This window comes from Enterobacter sp. MGH85 (assembly GCF_001037655.1).
GTDB lineage: Bacteria > Pseudomonadota > Gammaproteobacteria > Enterobacterales > Enterobacteriaceae > Enterobacter > Enterobacter intestinihominis.
The window spans coordinates 2510568-2531718 of the sequence record NZ_KQ089925.1; the positions used below are offsets into that span (position 1 = coordinate 2510568).

A 21151-nucleotide genomic window follows, 5' to 3' on the forward strand; every position below is an offset into this window, starting at 1 on the left:
CACAAATGATAATTGAAATCATTTGTGTTTGAGTGAGGGCGACGGAAAACAGGCTGGATTCAAGCGGATAGGATTATGTAAATGAGGGGAAAGGCCCGACAGGCGAGAGGCTATCGGGCAAACAGCTGTATTTACGCGAACAAATGTGTCGCATGGAAGCGAAGATGATCTTCAATAAAGGACGCCATGAAGTAATAGCTGTGATCGTATCCCGGCTGTATGCGCAGCGTCAGCGGCCAGTCCTTCTGGCGCGCGGCTTCCGCCAGCAACGCAGGCTGTAACTGCCCGGCGAGGAACTGATCGGCATCACCCTGATCCACCAGCATCGGGATAGCGTCTTCTGGCTGGCTCGCCAGCATCAGCGCACAGCTGTCCCATTCCTGCCATTTCTCTGCATCCTCACCCAGATAGTGCGTGAAGGCTTTTTGTCCCCACGGCACCTGCGTTGGGTTCACAATCGGCGCAAATGCGGACACGCTGGTGTATTTCCCCGGATTTTTCAGCGCCATTATCAGCGCCCCGTGGCCACCCATCGAATGTCCGCTTATCGCGCAGCGCTCGCTGACCGCGAACTGAGAATGCACCAGGGCAGGCAGTTCATCGCGAATGTAGTCATACATGCGGTAATGGCTCGCCCAGGGTTGTTCCGTGGCGTTGAGATAGAACCCGGCGCCTTTACCCAAATCGTATCCGGCATCGTCGGCCACGTCATCGCCACGCGGGCTCGTATCTGGCATCACCAGCGCAATGCCCAGTTCGGCGGCAATACGCTGGGCGCCCGCTTTGGTGGTGAAGTTTTCGTCGTTGCAGGTCAGGCCTGAAAGCCAGTACAGCACCGGTGGATTGTCCGCAGGGGGCAGGAAAATACTGAACGTCATAGCACAGTTCAGCGTGGTGGAGTCGTGCCGCCAGCGCTGCTGTCGACCTTCAAAACAACGATGCTCTTCGAGCAGTTCCATGCAGGGCTCCTTATCCGAAAGACTATTCATTAAACGCATAATACAGAGTTTTCATTGACCTGTGAGCAACTTTCACTTTCGCAGGACGGCGAGATGTTGCATCATAAATTTACTTTTCTTTAACAATTGGAGCGATCATGGCGCTGCGTATCGCGCTCAGCGGATTTGTGGTTCTGGTCGTGGCGATGGGGATAGGGCGCTTCGCCTTCACGCCTCAGGTGCCGCTGATGATTGCCGCCGGGCAACTCACGCTCACCAGCGCGGGGCTGGTGGCGGCAATGAACTACCTGGGCTATCTGGTGGGGGCATGGGATGCTATGCGCGCTCATCGCTTCGTTGAAACGCGTCTCTGGCTTGGCATCACTGGCGCGGTGGCGCTGACGCTGCTCTCTGCGGCGGCAGATAATGCTGTCGTTCACGGTCTGCTGCGCTTTGTGATCGGCTGCATGAGCGGCTGGTCGATGGTGCTGATTGCCGCCTGGACCAACGAGCGGCTGGGGCAGTTGGGCAAGCCGGGGCTTAGTGCAGCCGTCTTTGCCGGACCCGGGGCCGGCATCGCCCTGAGTGGCCTGCTGGCGGTCTATATTCAGGCGAGATCCCTGTCTGCCGGCGCGGCATGGCAAATCTACGGCGTACTGGCGCTGGTGCTAATTGCGCTTGTGGCGCGCTACCTGCCGCGCGCGGGCCAGCTTCATCGCCCCGGTACCGCGCCTGAGCCGTTGCTGCTGACTACGGATCTCAGGCGTCTGGTCTGGAGCTACAGCCTGGCAGGGTTCGGCTATATCCTCCCTGCGACCTTCCTGTCGCAAATGGCGGCGGTGCGTTTCCCCGGCAGCCTGTTTGCCCAGTTTGTCTGGCCAATATTTGGCGCCGCCTCGGTGGTGGGGATTGCGATCAGTATTGCCCTACGGCATACATCAAGCGCTAACCGCAGGCTGGCGATTGTTCTCTGGTTACAGGGGATAGGCGTGCTGGCAGCCTGGCTGCTGCCGGGCATTGGCGGCTTGCTGACGGGTGGGCTGCTGGTGGGCGGCGGGTTCCTCTGCGCCGTGCAGCTCTCTCTTCAGTACGGTCGCGAGCTGGCGCCAGATCATACGCGTTATATGGCGGGACTGCTCACCACCGGGTATGCCATTGGTCAGCTGATTGGTCCGGTCACGTCGGCACTCTCGACCTGGCTCACGCACCGGCTGGAACCCGCGCTGGGGCTGGCGGGGATCGCGCTGTTCGCTGGCGGAGCGTTAGTCTGGAACCGTCAGGCTGAAAGGCAACAGCAATTGCAATAATTATCGACGTGAATACTGGATTATGTGCGTCGCCTCACGCACAATGAGCGCACACTTTTGCCACAACGAGGGCAAAAGACGCCACACCTGCAGGAGAAAAGAATGTCATCACTCAGTAAAGAAGCAGCCCTTGTCCATGAAGCGCTGGTTGCGCGCGGTCTTGAAACGCCACTGCGCCCGCCCGTGCAGGAGCTGGACAATGTTACCCGCAAGAGTCTGATCGCCGGCCATATGACGGAGATCATGCAACTGCTGAATCTCGATCTGAGCGACGACAGCCTGATGGAGACGCCGCACCGCATCGCGAAAATGTACGTCGACGAAATTTTCTCCGGCCTGGATTACGCGAACTTCCCGAAAATCACCGTCATTGAAAACAAGATGAAGGTCGATGAGATGGTGACGGTACGCGATATCACGCTGACCAGCACCTGCGAGCATCACTTTGTGACCATCGATGGTAAAGCGACGGTGGCCTATATTCCAAAAGATACGGTCATTGGCCTGTCCAAGATCAACCGCATCGTGCAGTTCTTTGCCCAGCGTCCTCAGGTGCAGGAGCGTCTGACGCAGCAGATCCTGACCGCACTGCAAACCCTGTTGGGGACTAACAACGTGGCGGTGTCTATCGACGCGGTTCACTACTGCGTGAAAGCTCGTGGCGTGCGTGATGCAACCAGCGCGACTACCACCACCTCGCTGGGCGGCCTGTTCAAATCGAGCCAGAACACCCGCCAGGAGTTTCTGCGCGCCGTGCGCCACCACAACTAATCAGACAGGGCAGGGACCATGGAGCGAAACGTCACGCTCGATTTTGTTCGCGGCGTCGCCATTCTCGGTATCCTGCTGCTGAATATCAGCGCCTTCGGTCTGCCGAAGGCCGCCTATCTGAACCCTGCGTGGTATGGCGACATCACGCGCAGCGACGCCTGGACATGGGCAATCCTTGATCTCTTCGCACAGGTTAAATTTCTGACCCTCTTTGCGCTTCTGTTTGGCGCGGGACTTCAGCTTCTCCTCAAACGCGGTACGCGCTGGATCCAGTCGCGTTTAACGCTGCTGGTTATCCTCGGTTTTATTCACGGGCTGCTTTTCTGGGACGGCGATATTCTGCTCGCGTATGGTCTGGTGGGCCTGATTTGCTGGCGGCTGATCCGCGACGCGCCCGGTGTAAAAAGCCTCTTTAACACTGGCGTGATGCTCTATGTCATGGGACTGGCCGTGTTATTGCTGCTTGGCATGATCGCTGATGCTTCCACCAGTCGTTCGTGGATCCCGGATGCGGCCAATCTGCAATATGAGCAGTTCTGGAAGCTGAAAGGCGGCATAGAAGCGATCGGCAACCGGGCCGATATGCTCGGCGATAACCTGCTGGCGCTGGGGGCGCAATACGGCTGGCAGCTGGCGGGGATGATGCTGATGGGCGCAGCCCTGATGCGCACCGGCTGGCTGAAAGGAGAATTTAGCCTGCGACACTATCGTCTCACAGGCGCTGGCCTGGTACTGCTCGGCGTGATGATTAACCTTCCGGCGGTGATCTTACAGTGGCATCTTCAGTGGGATTACCGCTGGTGCGCGTTCCTGTTGCAGGTGCCGCGAGAGCTGAGCGCGCCGTTCCAGACCATTGGCTATGCGGCGCTGATCTATGGCTTCTGGCCCCAGCTTTCTCGCCTGTGGATCGTCAGTGCGGTGGCCTGCGTTGGACGGATGGCGTTAAGCAATTACATCCTGCAAACGCTGATATGCACCACGCTTTTCTACCGATTCGGCCTGTTTATGAAATTCGACCGCCTGACGCTGCTGGCGTTTGTTATTCCGGTCTGGATTGTTAACGTGGTGTTTTCAGTTATCTGGCTGCGTTTTTTCCGCCAGGGCCCGCTGGAGTGGGTATGGCGACGGTTAACCGCCCTTGCGTCGGGCGTGTCATTGCGTAATACATCCAGATAACGATCTGGATCACAATCATTAACAAAACGGATGTAAGCGTTTTCATCTGTGTGAGCTTCATCACGTAGTCTCCTCTCTCTCGCTGCCAGAATAGCCACCTTGCTAAACACAGGGGGTGTCTGTGAGTTGCTGCAATCCTTTTAAGGGTGGTGAATATGATCACCATTCGTGACGTCGCCCGCCAGGCGGGTGTTTCTGTTGCTACTGTCTCCCGCGTGCTGAACAACAGTGCGCTGGTCAGCCCTGAAACGCGTGAAACCGTAATGAAAGCCGTGACCCAGCTGGGGTACCGGCCAAACGCCAATGCTCAGGCGCTGGCGACGCAGATCAGCGATACCATTGGTGTCGTGGTGATGGACGTGTCGGACGCCTTCTTCGGCGCGCTGGTCAAAGCGGTGGACGTCGTTGCCCAGCAGCACCAGAAATATGTGCTGATTGGCAACAGCTATCACGAGGCTGAAAAAGAGCGTTATGCCATTGAGGTACTGATCCGCCAGCGCTGTAACGCCCTGATTGTGCACTCAAAAGCCCTGAGCGATGAAGAGCTGGCCGGGTTTATGGAGCAGATCCCCGGTATGGTGCTGATCAACCGTATCGTCCCCGGTTATGCGCACCGCTGTGTCGGTCTGGATAACATCAGCGGCGCGATGATGGCGACGCGGATGCTCATCAGCAACGGCCATCAGCGCATTGGTTATCTGGCTTCCAGCCACGGTATTGAAGACGACATGATGCGCCGCGAGGGCTGGCAAAACGCCCTGAAAGAACAGGGCATTGCGCCGCTGGAGAGCTGGGTTGGTACCGGTTCGCCGGACATGCAGGGCGGTGAAGCGGCAATGGTGGAACTGCTGGGGCGTAATCTTCAGCTGACGGCCGTGTTTGCCTATAACGACAGCATGGCGGCAGGTGCGCTTACCGCGCTGAAAGATAATGGCATTGCGGTGCCGCAGCATTTATCGCTGATCGGTTTTGATGATATTCCGATTGCCCGTTACACCGATCCGCAACTGACAACGGTGCGTTACCCCATTGCGTCGATGGCGAAACTGGCGACAGAGCTGGCGTTACAGGGGGCGGCAGGGCTGTTAGATCCTGACGCAACGCATTGTTTTATGCCGACTTTAGTACGCCGCCATTCGGTCGCTATCCGACAAACTGTGGCTCCGATCACTAACTGATAACATCACGTGATGTAACCGTTTTCAATCTGTGAGTAAATTCACAGTATCTTAACAAGCCGCTGTCTATGATGTCAGCGTTTTAGGGGCTGAAACACAATGTAACGGTGATTATTCACTTTTACCGTTACCAGAATGCCTCAAACAACGAATAAAACGCATTTCTGGAGCGTTACCGAACACGGAAGCTGGACATTTTATAAGTGAACTTCGGCGATCAGTAACGTTTTATTAACATCTGCCCGCCGACCGTTTTTCACAAGAACTACCCTGCATAAAAAAAACCGGAGATACCATGAATAAGAAGGTGTTGACTCTGTCTGCTGTCATGGCAAGCATGCTTTTTGGCGCAGCAGCACACGCAGCGGATACCCGTATTGGCGTGACTATCTATAAATACGACGACAACTTCATGTCCGTTGTGCGTAAAGCAATTGAAAAAGATGCTAAATCAGCGCCAGACGTGCAGCTGCTGATGAATGACTCCCAGAATGACCAGTCTAAACAGAACGATCAGATTGACGTTCTTCTGGCAAAAGGCGTGAAAGCGCTGGCTATTAACCTGGTTGACCCGGCTGCGGCAGGTACGGTGATCGAGAAAGCACGCGGCCAGAACGTGCCGATTGTCTTCTTCAACAAAGAGCCTTCCCGTAAAGCGCTGGACAGCTACGATAAAGCGTATTACGTGGGTACTGACTCCAAAGAGTCCGGGATTATCCAGGGCGATCTGATTGCGAAACACTGGGCGGCGAACCCAAACTGGGATATGAACAAAGATGGTCAGATTCAGTTCGTTCTGCTGAAAGGCGAACCGGGCCATCCGGATGCTGAAGCACGTACCACCTACGTTATTAAAGAGCTGAACGACAAGGGCCTGAAAACCCAGCAGCTGGCGTTAGACACCGCAATGTGGGACACCGCTCAGGCGAAAGATAAGATGGATGCGTGGCTCTCTGGCCCGAACGCCAACAAAATTGAAGTGGTCATCGCCAACAACGATGCAATGGCAATGGGTGCAGTTGAAGCGCTGAAAGCACACAACAAATCCGCCATTCCTGTATTCGGTGTGGATGCCCTGCCAGAAGCGCTGGCGCTGGTGAAATCTGGCGCAATGGCCGGTACCGTGCTGAACGATGCTAACAACCAGGCGAAAGCCACCTTCGATCTGGCGAAAAACCTCGCTGATGGTAAAGGCGCTGCTGACGGCACCAGTTGGAAAATTGAAAACAAAATCGTTCGCGTTCCTTACGTGGGCGTAGACCAGTCCAACCTGGCTGAGTTTATCGGTAAATAAGTTATCTGAATTGTCTTCACTGGGCGCAATTCGTTGCGCCCTTTTATAACGCGATATGCGAGGCCAACAAGGTATAATTATGGTCAGCACAACTACTCAGTCGTCCGGTGAATACTTGTTGGAAATGACCGGTGTTAACAAGTCATTCCCCGGTGTTAAGGCGCTCGATAATGTTAATTTAAAAGTTCGTCCTCACTCTATTCATGCGTTAATGGGTGAAAACGGTGCGGGTAAATCAACATTATTAAAATGCCTTTTTGGGATCTATCAAAAAGATTCTGGCAGCATTCTTTTTCAGGGAAAAGAGATCGACTTCCATTCAGCGAAAGAAGCGCTGGAGAACGGTATCTCGATGGTACACCAGGAATTAAACCTGGTTCTGCAACGTTCAGTTATGGATAATATGTGGTTGGGCCGCTATCCAACCAAAGGTGTCTTTGTCGATCAGGATAAAATGTATCGCGACACCAAGGCCATTTTCGATGAGCTGGATATTGATATTGACCCGCGCGCACGCGTCGGGACATTATCCGTTTCCCAGATGCAGATGATCGAAATTGCCAAAGCGTTCTCCTATGATGCGAAAATCGTGATCATGGATGAACCGACATCGTCATTAACGGAAAAAGAGGTTAACCACCTTTTTACCATCATCCGTAAGCTGAAAGATCGCGGCTGCGGCATTGTCTATATCTCACATAAAATGGAAGAGATCTTCCAGCTGTGCGATGAAATTACCATCCTGCGCGATGGCCAGTGGATTGCCACCCAGCCGCTGGAAGGGCTGGACATGGACAAGATCATCGCCATGATGGTTGGCCGTTCATTGAACCAGCGCTTCCCGGATAAAGAAAACAAGCCGGGCGAAGTGATTCTGGAGGTGCGTAACCTGACCTCACTGCGTCAGCCGTCCATCCGCGATGTCTCTTTCGATTTGCACAAGGGCGAGATCCTTGGTATCGCAGGGCTGGTGGGCGCTAAGCGCACCGATATCGTGGAAACCCTGTTTGGTATCCGTGAGAAAGCCGAAGGCACCATTACCCTGCACGGTAAGAAAATCAACAACCATAATGCTAACGAAGCCATTAATAATGGCTTCGCGCTGGTGACGGAAGAGCGGCGTTCCACCGGTATTTACGCTTATCTTGATATTAACTTTAACTCGTTAATTTCTAATATTCGCAATTACAAAAACAAGGTCGGGTTGCTGGATAATTCCCGCATGAAGAGCGATACCCAATGGGTGATTGACTCCATGCGCGTGAAAACGCCGGGCCACCGCACGCAAATTGGCTCACTCTCGGGAGGGAACCAGCAGAAAGTCATTATTGGTCGCTGGCTATTAACCCAGCCTGAAATACTGATGCTGGATGAACCTACGCGCGGTATCGACGTGGGTGCAAAATTCGAGATTTACCAGCTGATCGCAGAGCTGGCGAAAAAAGATAAAGGGATCATTATTATTTCTTCCGAAATGCCGGAATTGTTAGGGATCACAGACCGTATTCTGGTTATGAGCAATGGTCTCGTTGCCGGTATTGTTGAAACCAAAACGACAACGCAAAACGAAATTTTGCGTCTTGCGTCTTTGCACCTTTAAGATCAGGGGCTCCTCATGAGTGCGTTAAATAAAAAAAGTTTTCTCACTTATCTGAAAGAAGGCGGTATTTACGTTGTTCTTTTAGTCTTGCTGGCGATAATTATTTTCCAGGACCCAACGTTCTTAAGTCTGCTGAACTTAAGTAATATTCTGACCCAGTCTTCCGTACGTATTATCATCGCGTTGGGCGTGGCTGGGCTCATCGTTACCCAGGGGACAGACCTTTCGGCAGGGCGCCAGGTGGGTCTGGCGGCGGTTATTGCGGCAACCCTGTTGCAGTCGATGGAAAACGCCAACAAGGTGTTCCCGGAGATGGCGACCATGCCGATTTTCGTGGTGATCCTGATCGTATGCGCCATCGGCGCGGTAATTGGCCTGATTAACGGCATCATCATTGCTTACCTGAACGTGACGCCATTCATCACTACGCTTGGCACGATGATCATCGTTTATGGTATCAACTCCCTGTACTACGATTTCGTCGGCGCGTCTCCAATCTCTGGCTTCGAAAGCGGCTTCTCGACCTTCACGCAGGGGTTTGTTGCGCTGGGCAGCTTCCGTCTCTCCTATATCACCTTCTATGCGCTGATTGCGGTGGCGTTCGTCTGGATCCTGTGGAACAAAACCCGCTTCGGTAAAAACATCTTTGCTATCGGGGGTAACCCGGAAGCGGCGAAAGTCTCCGGCGTCAACGTGGCTCTGAACCTGCTGATGATTTATGCCCTGTCCGGTGTGTTCTACGCCTTCGGCGGGATGCTGGAAGCAGGCCGTATCGGCTCTGCCACCAACAACCTCGGCTTTATGTACGAACTGGATGCGATTGCGGCCTGCGTGGTCGGCGGCGTCTCCTTCAGCGGCGGCGTGGGTACCGTGCTGGGCGTGGTGACCGGTGTGATCATCTTCACCGTGATCAACTACGGCCTGACCTACATCGGCGTGAACCCGTACTGGCAGTACATCATCAAGGGCGCGATCATTATCTTCGCGGTTGCCCTGGATTCACTGAAGTACGCGCGTAAGAAATAAGTTCTTCAGAATGGAAAGGCCCGCTCACGTAGCGGGCCTTTTTTTGCCCGGTGGCGCGACGCTTACCGGGCCTACAAAATCGCGATCGTAGGTCGGGTAAGGCGAAGCCGCCACCCGACATCAGTTATTACTTCTTCTGCATTTCCAGCAGCTGCTCCGGCGTCACCGCCGGATAACCTTGCGCATTTTCAGGCACTTCGTGCATCGTTGGGATCGGCACCAGCGGGCCTAAAAAGCGCGGTTCACGCTTGAACAGGTACAGGTCAGCCAGCGCGCCAAAACGGGCGCCAAACTCACGTACGCGTACGCTCAGCATATCTTTTGGCGACGGCACGGCGTAGCACTGGGCCTGGATCCCCATATGCAGGGCGATAAACAGCGCCCGCTCGCAGTGGAAACGCTGGGTGATGATGATGAAATCATTGGTGTCGAACACCTTACGGGTACGCACGATGGAATCAAGGGTGCGGAATCCGGCGTAGTCGAGCACGATATCGGCCGGGTCGACGCCTGCGGCAATCAGGTCTTTGCGCATCGTCACCGGCTCGTTATAGCTTTGCAGGGCGTTATCGCCGCTTAACAGCAGATAGTTCACCTTGCCGCTGTTATAGGCGTTCAGTGCGCCCTGAATACGATACCGGTAATACTGATTGATGACGCCGGTGCGGTAATACTTGGCGGTGCCAAGCACCACGCCAACCTGGCGGTAGGGGAGGTCCTGTAGGTCATCAAAAATGTAGGGAGCTGTTTTCCAGCTCATCCAGCGGTCGAGACCCAGCACGATCAACAGCAGTATGCCGACCAGGACAGACAGGCTGTAAAACACGCGCTTTAACATGCAGATGGCTCGTACCGATGATGAAATTTCCCTCAGGCTACTGTACCCGCCTGGTTAGCGCAAGAAACAGCGATTCAACTGAGGGGTTTTTCGTCAGACTGGCGGGCAAATCTGCCCGCCGAACAGATTATGCCAGCAGCACGCGGTCGATGGTTGAACAGCCCAGCGCTTTCAGCGTGGCTGCGGTCGCGTCCCACTGGATCAGCGGTGCATCGGCCTTTTCAGCGAGGATCGCGCGCTGAATATCCGGGTAGTCATACCCGTTCAGGCTGAGCAGGTTCAGGGCGCCCTGGAGCGGAGGCAGCGTCGGGTTAAACGCGGCGTTCTCTGCATAGCTGCCGGTGAAGATGCGGCCGTCGCGGCACTGAAGGGCGACGCCGCTTGGTGATTTGCTGTATGGGGTGTGGCTTTTATTGGCGGCGGCAATGGCCGCTTCGCTGAGCGCATCCCCTGATAGCGCGTAACCGTGGTCCTGCTCGTCCATCAGCAGGGTTTTGATCTCAAGATCTTTAGGGCCAAAAGCATCCGGCAGGTAATCACCCAGCGTATGCGGCGCGCGTCCCGGCAGGTTGATACGCAGTTCAAGACCGCTGTTCAGCTCATTCATAAACTGGCGGCAGTGGCCGCAAGGGGTATAGTTGACGGTGATGGCGCGCAGGGCCTTTTCGCCGCGCAGCCAGGCGTGACTGATGGCACTCTGCTCCGCATGAACGGTTTGCTGCATGGTCGCACCGAGAAACTCCATGTTCCCGCCGAAGTACCAGGTCCCGCTCACGCCGCGCGCAATTGCGCCTACGTTAAAATGGGAAAGGTCAGCGCGGGCGCAAGCAGCCGCCAGCGGCAGCAGGGCGAAAGCCAGCGCGTCTTCGTCCAGCCCCGTTGCCTGTTTAAGCGTCGTGACCTGATCTGCCGTCAGCAGGGCGGGGAAATGCGCATCCGCCAGAACCGGAGCCAGGGCTGATTGCAAATTCTTTGCAAGCTGAGAGAAAGCAGCTTGAAAACGTGGATGCATGACGTTGCCTCATCAAGGTTAATGGATCGGTAGTGTACGGAGCCGTACGGCCTTTATATGTGATCTAAATCTCATTATGTATGCAACTTATGAAATGAAAATGAAATTTGCGCGACGCATCGCAAATTTTAGCCCATGACTGCCAGAATAATCGGGAAGATAAACGGCGCAAGCAGGGAGGTTATAATCCCGCAGATCACCAGCGCCAGCGAGCTGAATGCCCCTTCCTGATAATCCAGCTCCGCGCAGCGTGCGGTGCCCAGCGCGTGCGAGGCGGTACCCATCGCCAGACCGCGCGCCGCTTTGGTCCGAATTTTCATGATATTCAGCAGTGTATGACCAAACACCGCGCCCAGGATACCGACGAAAATCACGCACACGGCGCTGATGGCCGGAATGCCGCCGATGCTGCCGCCCACGGCCATGGCAATCGGCGTAGTAACGGATTTAGGCAGGATAGAGGCGGCGATCTGCGGCGATGCGCCCATCAATAAGGCCACCGAGGTACCGGTGATCATCGCAACAAGGCTACCCACAAAGCAGATGGTTATGATGGATTTCCAGCGCGCGCGGATCTGATGCAGTTGCTCATATAAAGGAAACGCCAGCGCCACCACGGCAGGCTGCAACAAATCGTTGAGGATCTTGCTCCCGGCGAAGTAACGTTCATAAGAAATGCCGGTGAGCAGCAGAAAAGGAATAATCACCACCATGGCGACCAGCAGCGGGTTGAGCAACGGCATTTTGAAACGAACCGCAAGCTTACGCGCAGCAAAGAACACCACCAGGGTTAACGGCAGGGACCACCAGATATTCGCCATCATTTTTTTGTTTTCTCCCCGATGACCTTACGTTCGCCATGCACAATGTGTGAGCTCCAGCTGACGACCAGGAAAACTACCAGCGTACTGATTGCGCAGGAGACCACTATCGGGCCGAACTGCGCCTTAAGCACATCGTAATACTGCATAACCCCAACGCCGATAGGCACAAAAAGCAGGGCCATATAGCGAATGAGAACGAAGCACCCCGGGTTGACCCATTTCGCGGGCAGCACCTGTAATGCCAGCAGCACAAACAGGATCAACATGCCGATAATGCTGCCGGGGATGGTAATAGGCAGCAGCGACGCGATAAAAATGCCGGCGTACAGGCAGGCATAAATCAGAACGAAGGCGCGAAGGTATTGCCAGATAGTATTCAGTGATTTGCTCATGGTGAAAGTCCTTGCTGAGACGTATTCATCATACAATTAAACCTGAAAATGTGCCACGGATCACATCATGAATTTTGGGCATACCAGACATTCCAGAATGGAACGCCGGGCTTTCAACATACATAGAGAGCAGCTACTATAGCGCGTCTTTTTTCACAGGTACTCAGAATGCGTGTTTTACTGGCCCCGATGGAAGGCGTGCTCGACTCTCTCGTGCGCGAGCTGCTTACCGAGGTGAACGATTACGATCTCTGCGTGACGGAGTTTTTGCGCGTGGTCGATATGTTGCTGCCAGAAAAATCATTTTATCGTCTCTGTCCGGAACTGCATCGTCAGAGCCGCACCCCCTCCGGTACGCTGGTGCGCGTCCAGCTGCTCGGCCAGTATCCTGAGTGGCTGGCGGAAAACGCCGCCCGCGCGGTAGCGCTTGGCTCGTACGGTGTCGATCTTAACTGCGGCTGTCCGTCAAAGCTGGTCAACGGCAGCGGCGGCGGGGCGACGTTACTCAAAGATCCGGAATTGATTTATCGCGGCGCAAAGGCCATGCGTGAGGCGGTGCCATCGCATCTACCGGTGACGGTCAAAGTGCGTCTGGGATGGGACAGCGGCGACAGGCAGTTTGAAATTGCCGACGCGGTGCAGCAGGCGGGCGCCACCGAGCTGGTGGTGCACGGGCGAACCAAAGAGGATGGTTATAAAGCCGAGCGCATTAACTGGCAGGCGATTGGCGAGATCCGCAAACGTCTTACTATTCCGGTGATTGCTAACGGCGAAATCTGGGATTATGAGAGCGCGCAGGCCTGCCTCAAAGAGACCGGCTGTAATGCCGTGATGATTGGCCGCGGTGCGCTGAACGTGCCGAACCTCAGCCGGGTGGTGAAATACAATGAGCCGCGGATGCCGTGGGCGGACGTGGTGAAACTCCTGCAAAAATACACGCGGCTGGAAAAGCAGGGCGATACCGGGTTGTATCACGTCGCGCGCATTAAGCAGTGGCTGAGTTATTTACGGAAAGAGTACGACGACGCGCTGGGATTATTTCAGGAGATCCGTACGCTACAGACGTCGGCGGATATTGCCCGTGTGATCCAGTCGAAGCACTGAGCGAAGTGTGAATACGTTTGCCCGGCGCGGAGCCGGGCAAACGTATCAGAAAATCATTTTGAATACACCGGTTACCACCAGCAGCCCTATCAGAAATATAATCAAAATAACCCACAATAATATTTTCATTCGCCTCTCCTGCGTATGTCTGTCGTCAGTAAGTGTAGCAGTCAATTCATAATTGGTATGAATAGGTGAAATTAAATCATTCGCTTGGGGAATAAATTTCCGGATATGAAAATGTATAACAATATGCGGATTGCCACGCGTTACTAAAAAACGGAACGTCAGTAAGCGTAAGTTGCACCTTTATTTTTTTTGAGTTTATGGCGTAATGAAACGTTCTCTTACTTTATCTCTGAGTGCTCCCCTTATTTTTATGCTGTCCGCCTGCGCGCCGGAACATGCCACGGTGTCTCCAGTGAAAACGCAAGCCGCCGCCGCTGCTGTAAATACCCAACTAAGTCATGCCGACTGGCCAAAAAACGAATGGTGGAAAGATTTTAATGACCCTCAGCTTAACGCGCTGATTGCTAAAGCGCTGGCGGATGCACCGGATATGCAAATTGCCCGGCAGCGCATCACCCTGGCAGAAGCACAGGCGAAAGCCGCTGTCGCTGCTGATGGTCCACAAATGGATTTTTCCGCAGATGTGGAACGGCAAAAGATGTCGGCAGAGGGGCTGATGGGGCCATTCGCCCTGACTGACCCGGCGGCGGGGACAACCGGACCCTGGTACACCAACGGCACCTTTGGTCTGACGGCCGGATGGGATCTGGATTTATGGGGTAAAAACCGCGCCCAAATTGAGGCCCGCATCGGTAAGGTGAATGCGCAAAAAGCGGAGCTGGAGCAGACCCGCCAGCTGCTCGCCAGCAGCGTCGCGCGGCTGTACTGGGACTGGCAGACCGAGGCCGTGGTGGGTGACGTGCTCGCGCAGATCAAACGGGAGCAGGAAAATATCATCGGTGCCGATCGTGAGCTTTATCAGCACGGCATTACCTCCTCGGTGGAAGGCGTTGAAACAGATATCAATGCCAGCAAAACCGATGAACAGCTCGCTGACGTGCACGGCAAAATGAAGGCCATTGAGGCGCGTCTGAATGCATTGACCAATACCCCTTCAGTCACGCTCGCCCGGCATGCCTTACCTGACGCAGAGGCGTCGCTGCCGTCAACGCTCGGTTATGAGCTGCTGGCTCGCCGCCCGGATTTGCAGGAGGCGCACTGGTATATCGAAGCGTCCATGAGCGAAGTGGATGCCGCCAGAGCCGCGTTCTACCCTGACATCAATTTGATGGCGTTCTTGCAGCAGGATGCGTTGCACCTTAGCGACCTGTTCCGCTCATCTGCTCAGCAAATGGGCGTAACCGCGGGGCTGACGCTGCCAATTTTTGACAGCGGTCGGTTAAATGCGAACCTGGATATCGCCCAGGCGCAAAACAACCTCTCCGTGGCGAACTACAACAAGGCCGTAGTGGACGCCGTAAACCAGGTTGCCCGGACGGCCAGCGAAGTGGAAACCCTGACCGCCAAAAATCAGCACCAGCAGCAGATCGAAAAAGATGCGGCGCGCGTCGTTGCGCTGGCACAGGCGCGCTTCAGCGCGGGGATCATTGCCGGCTCGCGGGTGAGTGAAGCAAAAATTCCGGCGCTCAAAGAGCGTATTGCCGGGTTGATGCTGAAAGGTCAGTACGTGGATGCTACGCTCCAGCTCACCTCCGCGCTGGGTGGCGGATATCATCGCAGCTAAAATCGCGCATTATCTATACTTACCTCTTTGCAGATTTTCAGGAGGTGAGTATGACGCGAGTCGCAATCGTTACCGCATCGGATTCAGGAATTGGCAAAACGACGGCTCTGATGCTGGCCGAACGCGGGTTTGATATCGGGGTGACCTGGCATTCAGATGAGGAAGGGGCGCTGGCAACCTGCCGTGAAATTGAAGCGCGCGGGCAGCGTGCCGAGGCCATCCAGCTCGACTTAAGCAATTTGCCGGAAGGCGCAAAGGCCATTGAAACCCTGATTACGCGTTTCGGGCGGCTGGATGTGCTGGTAAACAATGCCGGGGCGATGAACAAAGGGCCATTTCTGGACCTGTCGTTTGACGACTGGCGGCACATATTTACCGTTGACGTGGACGGCGCGTTTCTCTGCTCGCAAATCGCGGCGCGTCAGATGGTGAAGCAGGGAGAAGGGGGGCGGATCGTGAACATCACCTCGGTGCATGAACATACACCATTGCCGGACGCCAGCGCCTATACGGCGGCCAAACATGCGCTGGGCGGGTTAACAAAATCGATGGCGCTGGAGCTGGTTAAACATAAGATTCTGGTGAACGCCGTTGCGCCTGGTGCGATCGCCACGCCGATGAATGATATGGACGACAGCGAAGTGAAAGAAGGTTCAATGCCGGAAATCCCGCTGGCACGGCCAGGGCATACCAAAGAAATAGCCAGCCTGGTGGCGTGGCTGTGTGACAGCGACGCCAGCTACACCACCGGGCAGTCGTTTATCGTCGACGGCGGTTTTATGCTGGCGAATCCGCAGTTTAAGCCAGCAGAATAAACATTCCCCTCACCCCAGCCCTCTCCCCAAAGGGGAGAGGGTGTATAGAGTTCCCTCTCCCCTTTGGGGAGAGGGGTAGGGTGAGGGGCAGCAGGCCGCACTCACTCTTCATCCCGCCGCTTTTCACGATGCTTGAGCCACAGCCGTACCCCAATCACCACCGCAACAACCAGGATCAGCCAGGCCCAGTGTTTAAGATGCTGATCGAGATTATGCAGCCACGGGCCTATCACTTCGCCACCCATGTAGCCAAGCGTGGTAAAAATCAGCGCCCAGGCAATCGCCCCGATAATGTTCAGCGGCAGGAAAATTTTCGGCGGTAAGCGGCTCGCGCCAATCAGTATTGGCCCAATGATGCGAAAGCCATACATAAAGCGGGTGCCAATCACAAACATATAGGGATACCGCTGGATAAGCCGCTGAGCACGACGAATTTTCTTTTGATGCTTAGCAAAACGTTGTAAAAGCGTCGGACCAAAGCGCAGACCCAGAAAGTAGAGCAGCTGGTCGCCAATCATACCGCCCAGTGCGACGGCGGCGACCACCAGCGGGAATTTCAGCAATCCCTGATGTGCGGCCACTCCGCCCAGCAGCGTGATGGTTTCACCCTCTGCCACGCTGCCGATGACCAGCGCGGCGTATCCATATTGTTCAATAAGACCGTTGATATCCATTAAGTAAATGTCGTCTCCCTTACTGTGCCTGCGTTAATCATATACCCCATCCATCAACCACGCGGCAATCAACGGAAATTTCCCACTGTACATAAAATAATCTAAAGCCTGCATTATACTTTAGCTATCGCTGACGGGCCGACAACAAGGGGGCGTTATGAACCATGTCTGGGGACTTTTCTCCCATCCCGATCGTGAAATGCAGGTCATCCGTAACGAGAACGAAACGGTCGCGCATCACTACACCCACCACGTCCTGCTGATGGCAGCGGTGCCGGTGGTCTGCGCGTTTATTGGTACTACACAAATAGGCTGGAACTTTGGTGACGGCACCGTGGTTCAGCTTTCCTGGTTTACCGGACTGTACCTGGCCATTCTGTTTTATGGCCTGATGCTGGCCGGGGTGGCGGTAATGGGGCGGGTCATCCACTGGATGGCGCGCAACTATCCGCAGCGCCCGTCGCTGGCACACTGTATGGTCTTCGCCGGATACGTCGCGACCCCGCTGTTCTTAAGCGGTATTGTTGCGCTCTATCCACTGGTCTGGCTGTGCGAGCTGATCGGTACGGTTGCCCTCTTTTACACCGGTTATCTGCTGTATGTAGGAGTGCCAACCTTCCTCAACATTAATAAAGAAGAGGGCCTGAGCTTCTCCAGCTCTACGCTTGCCATCGGCGTGCTGGTCCTTGAGGCGCTACTGGCCCTGACAGTTATTCTTTGGGGTTATGGATACCGTCTCTTTTAAGTCCCCTGCATTGCTGGCGTAAATGCCAGCAATGCAGCATCTGGTTATGATTCTCCGCTGGCGACAACGCACGGTGACCGCTATGATGCCGAAGCCAGCCTGTGTTTATCCGTCGACACAGGCGGTGTACGTCATAACGTGCGTGAATCATTATCAGAAGTCTCATCATGCTGAAATTTCGAGTGTCACTCCTTAGTCTTGCGCTACTGTTGGGCGTCTCCGCTACCGCGCCAGCCATCGCCAAAACGCCCGCAGTTGCCACCGCTGCTGCGCAACCCCAGATTGCGTCCGGCAGCGCGATGATCGTTGACCTGAATACCAACAAGGTGATCTACGCCAGTCACCCGGATCTGGTGCGCCCGATCGCTTCCATAACCAAAGTCATGACCGCGATGGTGGTGCTTGATGCACGACTGCCGCTGGACGAAAAGCTAAAAGTGGATATCAGCCACACGCCAGAGATGAAAGGGATCTACTCTCGCGTGCGTCTGAACAGTGAAATCAGCCGTAAAAATATGCTGCTGTTGGCGCTGATGTCCTCAGAGAACCGCGCGGCGGCGAGCCTTGCCCACCATTATCCTGGCGGTTACGACGCGTTTATCCGCGCGATGAATGCCAAAGCCAAAGCGCTGGGGATGAAAAATACCCATTTCGTGGAGCCAACCGGTCTGTCGATCCATAACGTCTCGACGGCGCGTGATTTAACCAAGCTGCTGATCGCCAGTAAGCAATACCCGCTGATTGGTCAGCTCAGCACCACGCGTGAGGAGATGGCGACATTCTCGAACCCGGCGTATACGCTGCCGTTCCGCAACACTAACCATCTGGTGTATCGCGATAACTGGAATATTCAGTTAACCAAGACCGGATTCACCAATGCGGCAGGGCACTGCCTGGTGATGCGCACCGTGTTTAACGGTAAACCAGTGGCGCTGGTGGTGATGGATGCCTTCGGCAAATATACCCACTTTGCGGATGCCAGTCGCCTGCGCACCTGGATTGAAACCGGGAAAGTGCAACCGGTGCCGGCTTCAGCGATGGCGTATAAAAAGCAGAAAGCGGAACAGATGGCGACGGCGCAGAACGACTGAGTCGCCTGTCTGTGCCGGGTGGCGGCTTCGCCTTACCCGGCCTACGGCCCTAAAGCGGCCCCGATACGTAGGCCCGGTAAGCGGAGCGCCACCGGGCGAAAGCGCCTACTCCGGCAGCGTCCAGTCACCATCGTTGAGTGGACGCTGCATGATCAACGTATCCCGCCAGTCGCCCTTCTTATACCCCACGCTGCGCAGTTGACCGACAACCTCGAAGCCATGTTTTTTATGCAGCCGTAACGATCCCGCATTATTGTTTCCGTCACCGACCACAGCAATCATCTGCCGCCAGGGACCTTGCTCACACCGTGCAATCAGGGCATCCATCAGCGCCGAGCCAAACCCGCGCCCGGTGGTGCTGGCATCCACATAGATGGATTCCTCAAGGGTGTACCGGTAGGCCTGACGTGGACGATAAAACGTGGCGTAGCAGTAGCCGACGACAATGCCGCGATACAGCGCAACCAGCCACGGTAAACCGCTGTCGGTCACACTCTTCATCCGCTGACGCATCTCATCGACGGTGGGGGGAACTTCCTCGAACGACGCACGGCCATGAAGCACATGCCAGGCGTATATCGCCGAGATGGCATGTGCATCGTCAGGAAGGGCGTCGCGCACCTCGATTTCAGTTTCGGGTAAAATCTCTACAGCCGACATGTTCTGCCCGCTCCTTGTTTGGAAAGCCAGAGAAACGTTTCTCTGGCACAGGCAGATACTCTAGTACGATTGAGGAGAGCTTAACAATCTCTTAAATTTGGCTATAGGCGTTCATCAGAGGCTTGCGTATTGTGCTCCTCTGTTTCGGCACTCTCTTTCCAGTATTTCTTCCGCGTTGTCTTACCAATGCCGGGGTTCATACTGTTTGTAGGGTCATTTTTGCGATAAAACTGTTTAAGCGTCTCCGGCGCTTTGTACAGATGCCCCACGTTGTGCTCGGCAGGATATTGCGCGCCACGCTCGTGCAGCAACGCCAGCATCTGCTCTTTCAACGCATGCGCATCCACCCCTTTTTTGACGATGTAATCCTGGTGGAAGACATAGCACATGAAATGGCCGTAATAGAGCTTGTGCACCAGCTTGCTGTCAATCTCCGGCGGCAGATGTTCAAACCACTCGGTATCGTTACGACGCAGGGCAATATCCAGCGCCAGAATATCCTCTACCTCTTCGGAATGCACAGCCTGATAACGGATAGCCGCACCCGCCGCGGCGAAGCGGTGCAGGAAGGCTTTGCTGCCTTCTTCCGGCGTGCAGGCGAAGAAATCCCCGTCGGCAGTTTTGAAGAACTCGGTGAGCCAGCTCTGCGCTTCGGCAATTCCGTCCCCGGCCATTTTCAGCAGCAGGTGGTGCTCATACTTATCGCGCCAGGTCTTCATCCGCTCCGGTAAATGCGCCGGGAAGGCGTTGCCCAGTTTCTGCATAAAGCGGTCGGTGAAGTGCGGTTTGAACAGCGACACTTTCTCCAGCATCGCGTCGGTGCGGCCCTTCATGGTGAAGAAGAACGGAATTTTGTCGGTGCCGAGCTTGTCGATCATCAGGAAGGTATCTTTGCCGTAGCGCTCAGCGATGTCATAAATGTCCCGGTGCATATACTCGCCCGCCACCGGCAGGTGAGTGAACTCGGCCAGAATATGACGGCGGATCTCCGTCAGCACCTCCGGCTGATTGGTGCCAATGTAAAACACCTGCTGCTTTTTCTCTGCCGGGAAGGTATCGAGGCGCACCGCAAAAACGGCCAGCTTGCCCGCGCAGCCGGAGGATTCAAACAGGCGATCCGGATCGGCGTTATAGCGCGCTGGCGTATCGGCATTGATATCGCGCACGCGGGTGATGTAATCGTGGTCATGCGCGTGACGGCCATCGTGCTGAACGTCTTCGTCCTTCACGCGGTCATCGTCAAGTTTGCTGAGGATCTGCTCTGGCGTTACACCCAGATCGATCCCCAAATGGTTAACCAGCGTCAGCTTGCCGTTTTCATCGATACGGGCAAACAGCGACATCTCCGTGTAGGCCGGGCCGCGCTGCACCAGCGAGCCGCCGGAGTTATTGCAGATCCCGCCGATCACCGAGGCGCCAATGCACGATGAGCCGATCACCGAGTGCGGTTCGCGTCCCAGCGGCTTAAGCGCTTTTTCCAGCGAGTAAAGCGTGGTGCCGGGGAAGGCGAGCACCTGTTCGCCCTTGTCCAGCAGGTGCAGTTTGTCGAGGCGCAGGGTGCTGATAATCACGATGTCACGATCGTAATCGTTGCCGTTCGGCGTGGAGCCTTCGGTCAGGCCGGTGTTAGCAGCCTGCATTAAAATAATCTTGTCTGCCGCAACGCAGGCGCTGAGCACGCGCCACAGTTCGAGCAACGTACCGGGGAAGACTACCGCCAGCGCGTCGCCCTGGCCGGAGCGAAAGCCCTTCCGATAGCGGGCGGTTTTGGCCGGGTCGGTAAGCAGGTGAGAGTGACCAACCAGGCGAGACAGTTCGTTAATAAATGTAGTGTTATCGTCAGTTCGAACAGAAGACATCTTCCACTCCTTGTGGTGGGGCAAATTTCTCGCTGTAAAGCATAGCGCGATTAGCCGTTGAGCGGTCGGGTATTCATGAGAAAAATCAGAGAAT

21 protein-coding genes are annotated in these 21151 nt (G+C 55.2%); 12 read left to right on the forward strand and 9 right to left on the reverse strand.

Going from position 1 to position 21151, the window contains the following annotated elements; translation table 11 throughout:
- Positions 1-131 precede the first annotated feature (131 nt).
- Complete coding sequence (fghA, locus tag SK51_RS11910) at positions 132-959, reverse strand: S-formylglutathione hydrolase (RefSeq protein WP_023306609.1); 828 nt, start codon at positions 957-959, stop codon at positions 132-134.
- 137 nt (positions 960-1096) lie between these two features.
- On the opposite strand from fghA, the gene SK51_RS11915 reads away from it, so the two are divergent.
- From SK51_RS11915 to mglC, 7 genes are all read left to right on the forward strand, one after another.
- Complete coding sequence (locus SK51_RS11915) at positions 1097-2245, forward strand: YbfB/YjiJ family MFS transporter (RefSeq protein ID WP_023306608.1); 1149 nt, start codon at positions 1097-1099, stop codon at positions 2243-2245.
- Positions 2246-2347: 102 nt separating this feature from the next.
- Entirely contained in the window at positions 2348-3016 is a 669-nt protein-coding gene (gene folE, locus SK51_RS11920; protein WP_017383384.1) for a GTP cyclohydrolase I FolE, read from the forward strand.
- Between the two features lie 18 nt (positions 3017-3034).
- Positions 3035-4192, forward strand: a complete 1158-nt coding sequence (yeiB, locus tag SK51_RS11925; protein WP_023306607.1) for a DUF418 domain-containing protein YeiB — start codon at positions 3035-3037, stop codon at positions 4190-4192.
- Between the two features lie 155 nt (positions 4193-4347).
- Positions 4348-5370 carry an HTH-type transcriptional regulator GalS gene (gene galS, locus SK51_RS11930; RefSeq protein ID WP_023306606.1) on the forward strand — a complete coding sequence of 341 codons (1023 nt, stop codon included), beginning with the start codon at positions 4348-4350 and terminating at the stop codon, positions 5368-5370.
- A 295-nt stretch (positions 5371-5665) separates the two neighbouring features.
- Positions 5666-6664, forward strand: coding sequence for a galactose/glucose ABC transporter substrate-binding protein MglB (gene mglB / locus SK51_RS11935; protein WP_022648695.1), 999 nt, complete (start codon positions 5666-5668; stop codon positions 6662-6664).
- A gap of 79 nt (positions 6665-6743) precedes the next feature.
- Positions 6744-8264 (forward strand): galactose/methyl galactoside ABC transporter ATP-binding protein MglA, encoded by a 1521-nt coding sequence (gene mglA / locus SK51_RS11940; protein WP_003859320.1) that lies wholly within the window; start codon positions 6744-6746, stop codon positions 8262-8264.
- A 15-nt stretch (positions 8265-8279) separates the two neighbouring features.
- Positions 8280-9290: a galactose/methyl galactoside ABC transporter permease MglC gene (mglC, locus tag SK51_RS11945; protein WP_022648694.1), complete on the forward strand. Its 1011-nt coding sequence runs from the start codon at positions 8280-8282 to the stop codon at positions 9288-9290.
- A 127-nt stretch (positions 9291-9417) separates the two neighbouring features.
- Here the strand turns inward: mglC and sanA are convergent, their stop codons facing one another.
- The 4 genes from sanA to SK51_RS11965 all read right to left on the reverse strand — a co-directional run bounded on the left by sanA (position 9418) and on the right by SK51_RS11965 (position 12356).
- The gene (gene sanA / locus SK51_RS11950; RefSeq protein ID WP_022648693.1) at positions 9418-10128 is read right to left on the reverse strand and encodes an outer membrane permeability protein SanA; all 711 of its coding nucleotides are present in this window, start codon (positions 10126-10128) and stop codon (positions 9418-9420) included.
- A 127-nt stretch (positions 10129-10255) separates the two neighbouring features.
- Positions 10256-11140 (reverse strand): cytidine deaminase, encoded by an 885-nt coding sequence (gene cdd / locus SK51_RS11955; protein ID WP_023306605.1) that lies wholly within the window; start codon positions 11138-11140, stop codon positions 10256-10258.
- A gap of 128 nt (positions 11141-11268) precedes the next feature.
- On the reverse strand, positions 11269-11964 hold the full coding sequence (locus SK51_RS11960) for a CidB/LrgB family autolysis modulator (protein ID WP_022648691.1): 696 nt from the start codon (positions 11962-11964) through the stop codon (positions 11269-11271).
- Positions 11961-12356 (reverse strand): CidA/LrgA family protein, encoded by a 396-nt coding sequence (locus tag SK51_RS11965; RefSeq protein WP_022648690.1) that lies wholly within the window; start codon positions 12354-12356, stop codon positions 11961-11963. The genes SK51_RS11960 and SK51_RS11965 overlap by 4 nt, the downstream gene beginning before the upstream one ends.
- Before the next feature lie 168 nt (positions 12357-12524).
- Here SK51_RS11965 and dusC point away from each other — a divergent pair, with 168 nt between their 5' ends.
- Positions 12525-13460, forward strand: a complete 936-nt coding sequence (gene dusC / locus SK51_RS11970) for a tRNA dihydrouridine(16) synthase DusC (RefSeq protein WP_023306604.1) — start codon at positions 12525-12527, stop codon at positions 13458-13460.
- 45 nt (positions 13461-13505) lie between these two features.
- On the opposite strand, the gene yohP is transcribed toward dusC, so the two are convergent.
- Positions 13506-13589, reverse strand: coding sequence for a small membrane protein YohP (yohP, locus tag SK51_RS25855; RefSeq protein ID WP_015572324.1), 84 nt, complete (start codon positions 13587-13589; stop codon positions 13506-13508).
- Positions 13590-13794: 205 nt separating this feature from the next.
- Here yohP and mdtQ point away from each other — a divergent pair, with 205 nt between their 5' ends.
- Together mdtQ and SK51_RS11980 are read left to right on the forward strand one after the other, a co-directional pair.
- Positions 13795-15213, forward strand: coding sequence for a multidrug resistance outer membrane protein MdtQ (gene mdtQ, locus SK51_RS11975; RefSeq protein WP_047353260.1), 1419 nt, complete (start codon positions 13795-13797; stop codon positions 15211-15213).
- 50 nt (positions 15214-15263) lie between these two features.
- Positions 15264-16028 carry an SDR family oxidoreductase gene (locus SK51_RS11980; RefSeq protein ID WP_023306602.1) on the forward strand — a complete coding sequence of 255 codons (765 nt, stop codon included), beginning with the start codon at positions 15264-15266 and terminating at the stop codon, positions 16026-16028.
- A gap of 101 nt (positions 16029-16129) precedes the next feature.
- Here the strand turns inward: SK51_RS11980 and SK51_RS11985 are convergent, their stop codons facing one another.
- Complete coding sequence (locus tag SK51_RS11985; protein WP_023306601.1) at positions 16130-16702, reverse strand: DedA family protein; 573 nt, start codon at positions 16700-16702, stop codon at positions 16130-16132.
- A gap of 157 nt (positions 16703-16859) precedes the next feature.
- Between SK51_RS11985 and SK51_RS11990 the strand changes: the two genes are divergently transcribed.
- Both SK51_RS11990 and pbpG read left to right on the forward strand, forming a co-directional pair.
- Positions 16860-17447 (forward strand): Yip1 family protein, encoded by a 588-nt coding sequence (locus SK51_RS11990; protein WP_048206721.1) that lies wholly within the window; start codon positions 16860-16862, stop codon positions 17445-17447.
- A gap of 167 nt (positions 17448-17614) precedes the next feature.
- On the forward strand, positions 17615-18538 hold the full coding sequence (pbpG, locus tag SK51_RS11995) for a D-alanyl-D-alanine endopeptidase (protein ID WP_023300582.1): 924 nt from the start codon (positions 17615-17617) through the stop codon (positions 18536-18538).
- Positions 18539-18643: 105 nt separating this feature from the next.
- On the opposite strand, the gene SK51_RS12000 is transcribed toward pbpG, so the two are convergent.
- Both SK51_RS12000 and dld read right to left on the reverse strand, forming a co-directional pair.
- On the reverse strand, positions 18644-19198 hold the full coding sequence (locus SK51_RS12000) for a GNAT family N-acetyltransferase (RefSeq protein WP_022648685.1): 555 nt from the start codon (positions 19196-19198) through the stop codon (positions 18644-18646).
- Between the two features lie 101 nt (positions 19199-19299).
- The gene (gene dld / locus SK51_RS12005; RefSeq protein ID WP_048206722.1) at positions 19300-21057 is read right to left on the reverse strand and encodes a D-lactate dehydrogenase; all 1758 of its coding nucleotides are present in this window, start codon (positions 21055-21057) and stop codon (positions 19300-19302) included.
- Between the last annotated feature and the right edge of the window lie 94 nt (positions 21058-21151).